The 12957-nt window shown below is 28.4% G+C and carries 14 protein-coding genes and 1 riboswitch; of the genes, 11 read left to right on the plus strand and 3 right to left on the minus strand.

The window, feature by feature from the left end; genetic code table 11:
• The first annotated feature begins 40 nt into the window (after positions 1-40).
• From KGF50_RS16705 to KGF50_RS16755, 11 genes are all read left to right on the plus strand, one after another.
• Positions 41-352 (plus strand): GIY-YIG nuclease family protein, encoded by a 312-nt coding sequence (locus KGF50_RS16705; protein ID WP_227849116.1) that lies wholly within the window; start codon positions 41-43, stop codon positions 350-352.
• 93 nt (positions 353-445) lie between these two features.
• Positions 446-538: riboswitch (TPP riboswitch) on the plus strand.
• A gap of 103 nt (positions 539-641) precedes the next feature.
• Entirely contained in the window at positions 642-1436 is a 795-nt protein-coding gene (gene thiD, locus KGF50_RS16710; RefSeq protein ID WP_227849117.1) for a bifunctional hydroxymethylpyrimidine kinase/phosphomethylpyrimidine kinase, read from the plus strand.
• Positions 1437-1462: 26 nt separating this feature from the next.
• The gene (gene thiM, locus KGF50_RS16715; protein ID WP_227849118.1) at positions 1463-2254 is read left to right on the plus strand and encodes a hydroxyethylthiazole kinase; all 792 of its coding nucleotides are present in this window, start codon (positions 1463-1465) and stop codon (positions 2252-2254) included.
• Between the two features lie 21 nt (positions 2255-2275).
• Complete coding sequence (gene thiE / locus KGF50_RS16720; RefSeq protein ID WP_227849119.1) at positions 2276-2908, plus strand: thiamine phosphate synthase; 633 nt, start codon at positions 2276-2278, stop codon at positions 2906-2908.
• Positions 2909-3044: 136 nt separating this feature from the next.
• Positions 3045-3347 (plus strand): PTS sugar transporter subunit IIB, encoded by a 303-nt coding sequence (locus KGF50_RS16725; RefSeq protein ID WP_227849120.1) that lies wholly within the window; start codon positions 3045-3047, stop codon positions 3345-3347.
• 426 nt (positions 3348-3773) lie between these two features.
• Positions 3774-6530 (plus strand): sigma 54-interacting transcriptional regulator, encoded by a 2757-nt coding sequence (locus tag KGF50_RS16730; protein ID WP_227849121.1) that lies wholly within the window; start codon positions 3774-3776, stop codon positions 6528-6530.
• Positions 6531-6661: 131 nt separating this feature from the next.
• Positions 6662-7141, plus strand: a complete 480-nt coding sequence (locus KGF50_RS16735; protein WP_227849122.1) for a PTS sugar transporter subunit IIB — start codon at positions 6662-6664, stop codon at positions 7139-7141.
• A gap of 15 nt (positions 7142-7156) precedes the next feature.
• Positions 7157-7579 (plus strand): PTS mannose transporter subunit IIA, encoded by a 423-nt coding sequence (locus tag KGF50_RS16740; protein WP_227849123.1) that lies wholly within the window; start codon positions 7157-7159, stop codon positions 7577-7579.
• Positions 7580-7607: 28 nt separating this feature from the next.
• Complete coding sequence (locus tag KGF50_RS16745) at positions 7608-8399, plus strand: PTS sugar transporter subunit IIC (protein WP_227849124.1); 792 nt, start codon at positions 7608-7610, stop codon at positions 8397-8399.
• Positions 8392-9192 carry a PTS system mannose/fructose/sorbose family transporter subunit IID gene (locus KGF50_RS16750; RefSeq protein ID WP_227849125.1) on the plus strand — a complete coding sequence of 267 codons (801 nt, stop codon included), beginning with the start codon at positions 8392-8394 and terminating at the stop codon, positions 9190-9192. The genes KGF50_RS16745 and KGF50_RS16750 overlap by 8 nt, the downstream gene beginning before the upstream one ends.
• Before the next feature lie 48 nt (positions 9193-9240).
• Positions 9241-10296 (plus strand): SIS domain-containing protein, encoded by a 1056-nt coding sequence (locus tag KGF50_RS16755; protein ID WP_227849126.1) that lies wholly within the window; start codon positions 9241-9243, stop codon positions 10294-10296.
• Between the two features lie 141 nt (positions 10297-10437).
• Here KGF50_RS16755 and KGF50_RS16760 read toward each other — a convergent pair whose 3' ends face one another.
• From KGF50_RS16760 to KGF50_RS16770, 3 genes are read right to left on the minus strand one after another with little or no spacing between them, the layout of a single operon-like run.
• The gene (locus KGF50_RS16760; RefSeq protein ID WP_255655047.1) at positions 10438-11193 is read right to left on the minus strand and encodes an ABC transporter permease; all 756 of its coding nucleotides are present in this window, start codon (positions 11191-11193) and stop codon (positions 10438-10440) included.
• Complete coding sequence (locus tag KGF50_RS16765; protein ID WP_227849128.1) at positions 11181-12143, minus strand: ABC transporter ATP-binding protein; 963 nt, start codon at positions 12141-12143, stop codon at positions 11181-11183. Before KGF50_RS16765 ends, KGF50_RS16760 begins: the two co-directional genes overlap by 13 nt.
• 3 nt (positions 12144-12146) lie before the next feature.
• Positions 12147-12605: a GyrI-like domain-containing protein gene (locus tag KGF50_RS16770; RefSeq protein WP_227849129.1), complete on the minus strand. Its 459-nt coding sequence runs from the start codon at positions 12603-12605 to the stop codon at positions 12147-12149.
• Positions 12606-12957 lie beyond the last annotated feature (352 nt).

Here is a 12957-nt window from a genome sequence, read left to right on the forward strand (position 1 = left end):
ATATAATGTTTATATATTTAATTTAAGGATGTGAATTAAGATGTATTTTACATATATTATAAGATGTAAAGATGATTCTCTATATACTGGATATACTAGCAATATAGCAAGAAGAATGAATGAACATAAGTTAGGGATTAATTCAAAGTATACAAGAGCAAAGGGATTTAAAAAGTTAGAGATTTACTTTGCAACAAATACAAAAAGTAATGCAATGAAATTAGAATACTATATAAAAAAGTTAACTAGGGATAAAAAATTATCTATAATAAAAAATCCCAATATACTTATAGATTCAATTGACAATAAAGAAAATTATATTATTGGGGAAGAGATAAAAGAACTGAAGTAAGCGTATTTAATTACATTGTAAATAAGTGTATACAGTGTAAAAACTTGACAATAAATACTATTGTAATATAATGAAGTTATAAATATAATAAATTAAAGTAGCTAGGGGAGCCAAGAGCTGAGAGGAATACCGACCCTTACACCTGAACTGGATAATGCCAGCGTAGGAAAGCTTAGTATAAAACTTAAGTATGTATTATTTGTGATATATGCGAATTTCTAAGCTATACCTATTGTAGGTATAGCTTTTTTAGTTAATTTATTTAAATTAAATTTTTAGGAGGGTATAAATGAGTAATTACAAAATACCAACACTTACAATAGCTGGTTCAGATTCATCTGGAGGAGCTGGAATTCAAGCTGATTTAAAAACTTTTAGTGCAATTGGCACATATGGAATGAGTGTAATAACAGCTATAACGGCACAAAATACTCAAGGAGTTTTTGCTGTAGAAGATTTAAGTCAAAGCATAATAAAAAAACAAATAGAGGCAGTTTTTGATGATATACCTCCAAGAGCAGTAAAAATAGGAATGGTTTCAAGTCCAGAAATTATACTTGAAATAGTTGAAAATTTAAAAAAATACAATCCAGAATATTTAGTAGTAGACCCTGTAATGATATCTAAAAGTGGATATTATTTATTAAAACCAGAAGCAAAGGAAAATCTAATTAAATATTTAATACCACTTGCATATATAATTACACCAAATATTCCAGAAGCAGAAGAAATTACAGGAATAAAAATACGTAATGTAGATGATATGAATAGTGTAGGAAAGAAAATATTAGAGCTTGGACCTAAGTTTGTTCTTATGAAAGGCGGACATTTAGATGGAGAAGCAGTGGATATTTTAGTTGGTAAAAATATATTTGAAGTGTATAAAAGCGAAAGAATTGATAAAAAAAATACACATGGAACAGGATGTACATTATCTTCTGCAATAACATCTTACCTTGCATTAGGTTATGAAATAAAAGAAGCAGTAAAATTAAGTAAAATTTATATAACAGAAGCAATAAAAAATAGTTTTGATATAGGTCATGGAGTAGGTCCAGTACATCATTTTTATAAGTTTGAATAGTAAATAAAATTTTATGGAGGTAGAATATGTATAATTTAATTGAAGATGTAAAAAAAGTAAACCCACTAGTAATTCACTATACTAATAACGTAACAATAAATGATTGTGCTAATGTAACTTTAGCTATAGGTGCAAGTCCCCTTATGAGTTTTTCCTATGAGGAAGTAGAAGAAATGGTAAGTATAGCAAATGCTGTAGTTATAAATATAGGAACCATGAATTCAAATATATTAGATTTGTTTTTATTGGCTGGAAAAGCTGCAAATAAATACAATAAACCTGTTATCTTAGACCCAGTGGGAGTCTTTGCAAGTAAAGCCAGAGCAGAACTTACAAATAAGCTTCTAAATGAAGTTAAATTTGATGTGGTTAAAGGGAATATAGCAGAAATAAAATTTATAGGTGGTTTTGATGTAATGGGTAAGGGAGTAGATTCTTTTGATGATGAAGAAGATTCTACTGATATAATAAAAAAAGTTTCTGAAAAGCTTGAATGTATAGTTGTAGCAACTGGAAAAATAGATATAATAACTGATAGTAAGAATACATATAAAATAAATAATGGAACTGAGAAGCTAAAAGGTATTACAGGCACAGGATGTATGACTGCTAGCTTGATTGCAAGTTTTATGGCTGTCACTAAAAATACATTAGAGGCAGCTACAATGGGGGTACTTACAATGTCATTAAGTGGAGAGTTGGCTAATTTAAATAATCCACCAATAGGTACATTTAAAGAAAAGCTAATGAATTCTATTTATCAAATGGATGAAGAGATTATAAGTAAAAACTCTAATATTGAATTTCTAAATGAATAAATGCTCAACAGGAGGCTGTAAATGATAGATAAAGAATGTTTAAAAAAAGACTTAAAGTTATATTTAGTGACTGATTCTGAAATGCTAGAAGGTAGAGATTTTTATAAATGTATTGAAGACGCAATAGCTTCTGGAATAACAACTGTGCAACTTAGAGAAAAAAATACTTCTGGAAAAGAATTTTTAAAAAAGGCTATGAGGCTAAGGGAAATAACTAGAAAACATGGTGTTAAGTTTATAATAAATGATAGAGTAGATATAGCGATTATTTGTGATGCAGATGGAGTACATGTAGGACAGAGTGACATTGATGCCAAGGAAGTTAGAAAGCTTATAGGGAAGGATAAAATACTAGGTGTATCAGCAAGGACCTTAGGAGAAGCTATCTGTGCAAAAAATGATGGTGCAGATTATTTAGGTATAGGGTCAATATTTACAACATCTACTAAATTGGATGCTAAATCTGCATCATTTGAAACTGTCAAAGAAATTAAAGAAAAGGTAGATATACCATTTGTATTGATTGGTGGGATAAAACTAGATAATATAGATAAACTTAAATGTTTAAATAGTGATGGATATGCTATAATATCTGCTATATTAAAATCTGAAAATATTTCTGAAGAAGTAGAAAAGTGGACATTAAAAATATAAAATGAGTTATGGTAGTGAAAAAATTGGAAAAATTTGATATAATTTAAAAGTAAAATATAGGAAGTTATAAATGTAAACTTTTCTACATATACTTTTTAATCAAAATATATGTAGATTTGATTAAAAGGAGATATTAATGATTAGGATATTATTAGTGTGTGTTGGTGGTATGTCTTCTACTTTATTGGTAAATAAAATGGAGAAAGATGCAAAGAAAAGAGATATAGACTGTAAAATATGGGCAGTTGGAGAAGGAAATATAAAATCAGAACTTGGTAATTTTGATATTTTACTTCTTGGACCACAGCTTAGATTTATGTTTGATGATGTAAAGTCTATAGTTGGAGATAAAGCTCCAGTAGCTGTAATAGATATGGTAAACTATGGTACTTGTAATGGTCATGCTGTATTAAATACAGTATTAGAAATACTAAATTAAATCAATCATCTATAGTGAACTCTATGATATAGAGTTCACTTTTTATATTTCATAGTTCTTTTTCAAATTTTTTATTTTCAACAAGGCTGATTTAAATTGTTCATCTTTATAGACTCTTAATATATAATTAACTTAGAAAAAAATTATTTATAGATAAAAAATTAATAAAGGAGAATATAAGGCAGAGTTGTTTCTATGTGTATATTATTTCTAAATTTGCACTGATTATATACTTATCCTTTTAGATTTTAATCTATTCAAAATACACTTCTATTTACTCCTTTCTCAATTTATGTGGTAATAATTGGATTTGATTGTATGAAATTAGTGCAGTACTATTTATTAAAATAAAGAAATATAATTTATTTTTGTACTAATATATAAATGATACACTGGTATTATTGACATTTATATTGGAGGTTGATTATGAAGAATGAGATTTTACGTTTTATAAATGAAAGGGTATTATTTAACAATTTTGATGAACTTAAAAAACAGAGTGGTATAGTAACAGAAGATATAGTGAAAAAGTTTAATCTAAGTAGAACTCAATCAAGTAGATTATTAAATGACTTGGTAAAGTCTGATAATCTTATAAAGATAAATAGTAGACCTGTTATCTTTCTACCAAAAAATAAGATAAATGATGCAATAGGTCCTACTAAAAAAAGTATTTATGAAAGTGTTGATGAACTTAGTAATGAGTGTAAATTATTAAAGCAGGAGATTGTATTTAACAGTATTATAGGTCATGAAAGTAGCCTAAAAGAAGCAATAGAGCAAATAAAAACCGCTGTACTTTATCCAAATGATGGACTTACAATAATGCTAACAGGTGAAAGTGGTGTAGGTAAAACTTTTTTAGCGAAGGTAATATATAAATATAGTGTAAGTAGCAATATATTAGAAAAAAATGCTCCATATAATGTACTAAACTGTGCACAGTACTATAATAATCCAGAGTTATTGTCAAGTATACTATTTGGACATGTCAAGGGGGCTTACACTGGAGCAAATGAATCTAGAGTTGGGTTAATAGAAAAATCTGATGGTGGTATATTATTTTTAGATGAGGTACATAGATTAAACAGTGAAGGTCAGGAAAAGTTATTTACATTTATGGATACAGGTACATTTTCTAGAATTGGAGAGAATGGAGTAAATAGAAGTGCTAAGGTAAGGCTAGTATTTGCTACAACAGAAAGCTTATCTGAGTTTTTGCAGACTTTTTTAAGAAGAATACCTATAAATATTTATGTTCCCAATATAGAGGAAAGAGGAACTATTGAAAAAAGGAAGATTATAGAACATTTCATATATGAGGAAAGTAAGGTACTTGGTTTACCCATAGAGATAACTCAAATTACATTAAATACGATTTTAAAGATAAAATTCAAAGGTAATATAGGTGAATGTAAAAATGTAATAAAATATGCATGCGGAAGGGCATATGCAAAAAACCAAAAAAGAAATGGAAATATTTTTGTTACACTTCAAGACCTTCCTAGAAATATTTATATAGAAAATGTAGATATATTTCAGTTCCAAAGTGCTAAAAGCAAAAGTATTGTGTTTTCTCCTAAACAATTTAATATTGAGACATCAGATGAAGAAAATAAAAGAAACATAATATATCAAAGCCTTATAAAGTGTTTAGATTATTTTGATAGACTAGAAAAAAAAGAAATAACAAAAGAGTTCTTTAGTGAAAAGAGTTCCAACTTAATGATTAGATTAATGGATAACCTAGTTTTTTCAAATAATGATGAAAATAAAAATGTACTTATGGAGCTTATAATATCTATAATGCAGGATATATTTAGAAACTTAGAAGTTAACAACAATATAAAATATGATGGAAATAATGTATTAGCATTTTCTTCGTATCTTTATTTGAAGGATGTGTCTTATCAATTGTCTGATGAATATAAAACCTTACAAAATAAATTACTAACATATTTAAAGAAAGAAAATTACAAAGAATACTCTATAGTAAATAAAGTATCGACATTAATAGCAAATAGATTAGATATGTATCTTAATAATGTAGATATAATTATAATGATTATATTTATTAAGTCGACAGTTATAAGAATGAAGTCTAATAAAGTTAATGCAATGATTATAGCACATGGGTATGCTACTGCTAGTAGTATGGCAAATGTATGTAATCGTATGTTGGGTAAAAATGTATTTACAGCTATAGATATGCCTATAGACGCGACAATTGCTGATGTATCAAATCAAATGTCTAGATACTTGGAAGGCGATAGGATAAAAAATGGACTAGTTGTGCTATTTGATATGGGCTCTCTTAATCTGATATATGAAGATTTAAAGAGTAAAATAAGTAGTCCAATGTTGTTTATAGATCAAATATCCACTATTTCTGCACTAGAGGTAGGCAATTTATTAATGCAAGGTAAAAACATTGAAGATATAGCAGAAATTATGGATGAAGAAATTAAGCCCAATATACAATTGTATTATCCTCAAAAAAATAAGGAGTATGCTATAGTATCTTCTTGTTTTACTGGAATAGGTACTGCTATAAAAATCCAACATCTACTTTCAGAAAGTTTAATGGGTATAGTTGATGTTAAGATAATACCTCATGATTATGATAGTCTTGTTTCTATGGGAGATAAAGATCCACTTTTTAAAATGTATGATGTATTGGCCATAGTAGGAACTGCGAATCCAAATGTAAATGGAGTAGATTTCATACTGTTAGAGGATATAATATCAGGAAAAGGAGAAGATGATGTTTTTAGAATATTTAGTAAAGTAGTAGAAAGTGAAAAAATCAAAAACATAAATGATTCTATCATAAAGAATTTTTCTTTGATTAGAGTAATTGATAGTCTGACTATTTTAGACTCAAAAAAAATAATAGAGAGAATAGAAGAAGGAATCAATGCTATAGAAAACAATCAAAAGAAAAAACTTCCTAATGATAAAAAAATTGCTTTATACGTTCACTTAAGTTGCATGATTGAAAGATTAGTTAGACAAGCTGAGATTGAAGAGTATACTGATATGAATTTATTAATTAAAAACCATCACAGTGAAGTTAAGCTAATAAAAAATGCATTTAGTGTGCTAGAAAAGAGTTATAGTGTGCAAATATCTATTTCAGAAATAGGATATATCTATAATATTATTTATGGTCCACTTCAGTAAAATACAGTATTAAAAAATAAATGAACAAAATTAAAAAAAGTATGCCACTAGTTGGCATGCTTTTTGCTTTTATAAATAAACAAGAGAATAAAAAATAAAAATTTTAATATATAATGGAGGATTTAAGGAAAATGATATCTTTAATGAGAATCGATGACAGATTAATACATGGGCAGGTGGCATATGGATGGTCAACATCACTAGGCATAAATGTAATATTAGTTGCAAATAATGAAGCAAAAAATGATCAAATGAAAGCAATGTCATTAAATTTAGCTAAGCCTAGTAATGTAACTTTATATATAAGGGGGATAGAGGAATCTGGAGAAATAGTAGAAAAATTTGCTTCTTCAAAGAAAAGTAATGTATTAGTATTAGTAAAAAATACAAAAGATGCTTTAGATGTAGCTAAAAACTCAGGAGGAGTTTTAAAAGAAATAAATGTAGGTGGATTAAGATACGAAGAAGGAAAGAAGAAGCTGACAGACTTAGTTGCTGTTGATGATAATGATATAAACAATTTTAAAGAAATAACTGATTTAGGAATTGATATAGAATTTAGAATGTTACCTAGAGATAAAAAGAAAAAATTATCAGACTTAATAAAATAATTTGGGAGAAAGAAAATGAAAAAATTTTTAATTGCAACACATGGAGAATTGTCTAAGGAGCTTGTTGAGACAAGTAAATTAATAATTGGTTCATTAAGTAATGTTGAGTACTTTTGTATGACAAAAGATAAATCAGCAGACGATGCTGAGAAAGAAATGATAAGTATATTATCAAATAACAAAGATAATGGAGAACTTATCATACTAACAGATATATTTGGTGGAAGTGTAGCAAATATATGTACTAATTTACTTTTACAGGGGTTTAAATTTGAGTTATTAACAGGAGTAAATTTACCAATGCTTTTGGCTATTCTTTTATCACCAGAAGAGGATGCAAAGCTATTAGCTAAATCAGGTTTAGAGGAAGCGAGAAATGGAATTGTTCATGTAAATGAACTATTAGAAAATAAAAATGAAATTAAGAATGTGATGTAATTAATGTAAATTAAGAGGGAGGTTCACTATGTTAGTACAAGCTATTATGTTAGCTATTATAGCAGGTTTTGGTATATTAGATGGACGTATATTTGGTCAGTCTATGTTTGATAGACCAATAGTTACAGGGGCATTAGTAGGATTAGTTTTAGGAGATATAAAGTCAGGAATTATGATTGGTGCACAACTTGAATTAATTTGGATGGGAATTGCAGGAATAGGTGCAGCTACTCCTCCAGATGTAGTAACAGGTGGTGTATTAGGTACAGCTTTTGCTATATTATCAGGAAATGGTGCAGAAGTTGCTCTAGCTGTAGCAGTTCCAGTAGCAGTTTTAGCACAATCTCTTGGAGTATTAGTTAGAATAGTAAACTCATATTTTTCTCAAAAGGCAGTTTTCTATGCTAAACAAGCTGACTTTAAAAAGGTTACCATAATGATGTGGATACCAGTAGTATTATTCTTTTTAAGTACATCAGTTCCAACTTTTTTAGCAATTATGATTGGCGCTGATAAAGTTACAACATTAATAAATGCAATACCTAAAGTTATACTAGATGGATTAGGCATTGCAGGAACATTATTACCAGCAGTAGGATTTGCACTACTTATGGATATGTTACTTTCAAAAAAGATGGCTGTATTTTTCTTTATAGGATTCCTTTTAGCATCTTATGGTGGACTAGATATAACTGCAATAGCGTTGTTTGGAGTCTGTGTAGCAGTTATATTAAACTTTTATATTAATAACAAAGAAAATAGTCAAAATCCTCAAGTAACAACTAATATTTTAACGGAAGGAGAGATTGACTTTGAATAAACTAACAAAAAAAGAATTAAGAAGTATGTTTTGGCGTTCATTTGCTCTTCAAGGTGCATTCAATTATGAAAGAATGCAAAACTTAGGTTACTGTTATTCAATGTTACCTGCAATAAAGAAGTTATATAATAAAAAAGAAAATCAAGCAAAAGCAATAGAAAGACACTTAGAGATTTTTAATACAACCACAGTAGTAGTTCCTGCTATATTAGGTATAACAGCAGCTATGGAAGAGGAGAATGCTAATAATCCAGAATTTGATGAAAGTTCAATTAGTGCTGTTAAAACAGCTCTTATGGGACCTCTTGCAGGAATTGGGGATTCGCTATTTTGGGGAACATTTAGAATTATAGCTGCTGGAGTAGGAGTGTCACTTGCAAAAGAAGGAAATATATTTGGACCTCTATTATTCCTACTATTATACAATATCCCAGCATTTGCCCTTAGAATACTTGGACTTAAATATGGATATCAAGTTGGAGTAAATTCTCTCGAAAGAATACAAAGAGAAGGACTTATGGAGAAAATAATGTCTATGGCTACGACTGTTGGTTTATTTGTTGTAGGAGGAATGGTTGCAACAATGCTAAGTATAACTACTCCACTGAAATTTAATTTAAATGGTGCAGAAGTAGTTTTACAAGATATATTAGATAAAATAATACCTAATATGTTACCTTTAACCTTTGCATTTGTAATATATTACATGTTAAAGAGAAAGGTAAGTGTAACAAAGTTAACTCTAGGCACTATAGTGGGAGGAATTGCTTTACATGCAATAGGATTATTATAGAAATAAAATTATAATTTATTGAATATATGAATAAGGAAGGCATACAAAATGAGAATACAAGATTATATGTTAGAAACACCAGTTAAAATGAGAGAAATGATATCTAATGCAGATAATTTATTTAATGAAGTTAAGAAAGAAGATATAAAAAAGATTATAATAACAGGTTCAGGTACTAGTTACCACTCAGGATTGCAAGTACAACCATATTTACAAAATTTATTAGATATAGATGTTGTAGAAAAGTATCCATTCATGATAACTGAAGATACGTTTAAACTTGATAATAAAAATACTTTAGTAGTAGGGATATCTCAAGGTGGAAGTAGTTATTCTGCATATAATGCTATGAAGTTAGCTGAAGACAAGGGCTGTAAAATAGCATCTATGGCAGGTTGTAAAAATGCTCTAATAGATGAGATTTCTGACTATATATTAACAGTGAATTGTGGTGAAGAAAAATCTGGAGCTAAAACAAAAGGTTTTTATTGCACAAAGTTAAATTTAATGTTATTAGGTCTTCAAATAGCTAGAGAAAAAGGAATAATATCTAGTGAAAAGTATAATGAAGAGATAAATAAGATACTAGATGCAATAGATAGATTTGAATCAGTATATAAATCATCTGAGCAATGGATTGAAAGAAACAAAGAAAAGTTAGTTAATGCTAAAGAAATAAGAATAGTAGGTCACTCTGATATATATGGAGATACATTAGAGTCAGCATTAAAATTATTAGAGACAATGAGAATACCTGTAACTGGATATGAGTTTGAAGAGTTCATACATGGTGTGTATAATGCTATAAATAATGATTCTACTATATTTATATTAGATACAGGAAAAGAGCCTAGAGTAACTAAGATGGTTGAAGTACTTTCTGGATGGACAGAAAATGTATTTGTTATAGGTAGAGAAGTTACAGAAAATGATAAAAACTTAAAAATAGATATTATAGATAATGATTACTATCAAACATTTAACTTAATAGTACCATTACAATTAATATGTGGAGAAATACCTATATTAAGAGGTATAAACCCAAGTATTCCAAAAGATACTAAGTTTCACATGAAGTTAGGTAGTAAGAAGTTTAATAAGTAAGTATAAATATAAGTACTTTAGTTTATAGTTTCCTGTATAAATTTATAAATATACACTTAAGTAACATGAGTTAAAAAGGTGGTGTCTCCAAATGAGTTTAATTAATCATTTTGGGATACCACCTTTTTTAGTGTATAGAGATTAGTTTGCCATTTCTTTTTTCAGTCTCCACATAGCAAGTGCGAAACTTCCATAACATAATATTAAGAATAGAACTATAACAGGTAATATATCTCCAATTAGAATGGTTTCACCAAATATTAGGCTACGTAAAGCATTGATAACATGGGTAAATGGATTGAGCATAACTGCTACTTTTAATCCTCCAGATAAATCTTCAACAGGGAAGAGAGCAGAGCTTAAAAAGAAAATAGGAAGTACAATGGCAGTCATAATTGTTTCATAAATTATTTCATTTGGTAATAATAGACTTATAGCATAAGCAAGGCTTGATAAAAAAAAGGCTGTCATAAATATCAATACTATCATTATAGCAATTCCACCAATACCAGATGCTATTTTTACTGAAAAGAATATACTTACTATGCATAAAATTGCTACTTCAATGAAAGACACTAGGATAGCTTCTAGTAACTGACCAAAGACAATGGAATATCTACTAATAGGTGCAATTAAAACTCTATAAAAACTTCCACTATTTTTCATTATAAAATTGATGATACCACCACTACTACATGATGAAAAGATAACCAATACAATTATACCTGGAAGTATAAAAGCTGTATAATTATCGATATTCATATCGCTCATAGTTTGGTTTGCGACAGAGCTATAAAGTACAAGCCAAAGAAGAGGTTGTAATATAGTAACTACAAATGAAATTGGATTTTTAAAACGCCATTTCATATTACGCCATAAAATATTTAACATTTCCATTCCTCCTCTAAATCTTTTTTAGAACTTGTCAATGCTAAAAAAACATCTTCAAGACTTGGTTCTACAATTTCTATTGCATCAAACTTTATACTATGCTCTAAAAGAAATTTATTTATTAAATTAAGTGCAGTTCTACTCTCTTCTACACTTATAAAAAGTGAATTTCCACGTACACTCATAAATTTAACTAAGCAAGTATTTTTAATATCATTTTTATATTTTTTTATATCTTCAATATCATAAAATGCGATACGAAGGATGTTTTGCTTAATATAACTACGTAAATTAGATGGTGTTCCTTGTGCCAAATCTTTTCCATTTTTCATAATACAGATATTATCGCTTAGTTGTTCAGCTTCTTCAAGATAATGAGTAGTTAGAAAAATAGTTGTACCATATTCATCTCTAATTTTTAGTAGCATATCCCACATAGCTTTTCTTGAATCTACATCCATACCGACAGTAGGTTCATCTAAAAATAGAATTTTAGGAGATGACACCATATTCATAGCTATATCTAATCTACGTTTTACCCCACCAGAATAAGATGAAGTAGGATACTTTAAGTAGCTAGCTAACTCAAATTTATCAATTAAAGAGTTTATTCTTTCTTTTGCAACTTGTGGTTCTACTTTATACATTTTGCTTTGGAATATCATGTTTTCCATAAGAGACAGGTGTTCATCAATGGACACTTGTTGTGCCACACAAGCAATTTGAGTGCGTATCCAAGATGGATTATTTATTAAGTCTTTTCCAAACATCGTTACATTACCAGACGTAGGTTTGTAAAAAGTGGTCAAAATATTGATAAGCGAAGATTTACCAGCACCATTTGGACCAAGCAAAGAAAAGATTTCTCCAGCCTTTACACTAAAACTTAGGCCATTTAAAGCTTTTACACCATTTTTATATTCTTTTACTAAATTGTTGATTTCAATTGCCAACATGTATTATTCCTCCTCTTTAAGTGGAAATATGATTTCTGTAATATATTTATCTGGATTACCTTTTATTAGCATACCTGGTCCTTTAATAAATACCTCTCTCCAAGGGGTTTGTATTGTTAGATTATTTTCATGAATATATTTAAATATCATTTCATATGTTTTTGGCAAATTACTATATGAACCTATATGGGTAAAAAATAAAGCTTTTGTTTTAGGAAACTCTTTTATTGTTACACCCATACGATTTGGAGTTTCAGAAGTTGGTACACATAATTCCATTTCTCCTATGCCAGTTTCCTGGTCAATATTATGGTAGCAAAAGAATGGTGCACCGTTTGATTTTCCTTTTATAGATTTAAATACATTTGGAAAATATTTTGTGGCTTCAGTCATAGGTCCATTGTAACTCATAGTAGCTGCTGTGACTGATTCGATGTTTTTAATTTCAATTTTATAATTCATTTGTTTTCCTCCCTAAGTATGTTTATAATGGTTTCATTAATCCATCAAGTATTAGTACAATATAAGATTTTTGATTCGTTGATGATATAACCTTACCTTTGTTTGCTTGTTTTCAAGTCTAACATAACATAAAATATATATCCTCTCATTTGATGCTCGATTTTGTAAACTTATTATTTGAATTTTGATTTCCATGATTTAATAAATTAAAATCAAATAATTTATAAAAAAGTGTTTACAAATCAGGTGTATTAATCGTATAATACACTTAATGAAATATAAAATAAAATTTAAAGTAGAAGTGTATTTTTTTAGAAAAAGTGTATTATCGTATTAATACACTAGAATAGGA

This window comes from Clostridioides sp. ZZV15-6598 (assembly GCF_020657705.1).
Taxonomy (GTDB): domain Bacteria; phylum Bacillota; class Clostridia; order Peptostreptococcales; family Peptostreptococcaceae; genus Clostridioides; species Clostridioides difficile_F.

What these genes read in the sequence shown, in the direction of transcription:
- KGF50_RS16705 (WP_227849116.1), top strand. Translation starts at nt 41, where the DNA reads ATGTATTTTACATATATTATAAGATGTAAAGATGATTCTCTATATACT.
- thiD (WP_227849117.1), top strand. Translation starts at nt 642, where the DNA reads ATGAGTAATTACAAAATACCAACACTTACAATAGCTGGTTCAGATTCA.
- thiM (WP_227849118.1), top strand. Translation starts at nt 1,463, where the DNA reads ATGTATAATTTAATTGAAGATGTAAAAAAAGTAAACCCACTAGTAATT.
- thiE (WP_227849119.1), top strand. Translation starts at nt 2,276, where the DNA reads ATGATAGATAAAGAATGTTTAAAAAAAGACTTAAAGTTATATTTAGTG.
- KGF50_RS16725 (WP_227849120.1), top strand. Translation starts at nt 3,045, where the DNA reads ATGATTAGGATATTATTAGTGTGTGTTGGTGGTATGTCTTCTACTTTA.
- KGF50_RS16730 (WP_227849121.1), top strand. Translation starts at nt 3,774, where the DNA reads ATGAAGAATGAGATTTTACGTTTTATAAATGAAAGGGTATTATTTAAC.
- KGF50_RS16735 (WP_227849122.1), top strand. Translation starts at nt 6,662, where the DNA reads ATGATATCTTTAATGAGAATCGATGACAGATTAATACATGGGCAGGTG.
- KGF50_RS16740 (WP_227849123.1), top strand. Translation starts at nt 7,157, where the DNA reads ATGAAAAAATTTTTAATTGCAACACATGGAGAATTGTCTAAGGAGCTT.
- KGF50_RS16745 (WP_227849124.1), top strand. Translation starts at nt 7,608, where the DNA reads ATGTTAGTACAAGCTATTATGTTAGCTATTATAGCAGGTTTTGGTATA.
- KGF50_RS16755 (WP_227849126.1), top strand. Translation starts at nt 9,241, where the DNA reads ATGAGAATACAAGATTATATGTTAGAAACACCAGTTAAAATGAGAGAA.
- KGF50_RS16760 (WP_255655047.1), bottom strand. Translation starts at nt 11,193, where the DNA reads ATGGAAATGTTAAATATTTTATGGCGTAATATGAAATGGCGTTTTAAA.
- KGF50_RS16765 (WP_227849128.1), bottom strand. Translation starts at nt 12,143, where the DNA reads ATGTTGGCAATTGAAATCAACAATTTAGTAAAAGAATATAAAAATGGT.
- KGF50_RS16770 (WP_227849129.1), bottom strand. Translation starts at nt 12,605, where the DNA reads ATGAATTATAAAATTGAAATTAAAAACATCGAATCAGTCACAGCAGCT.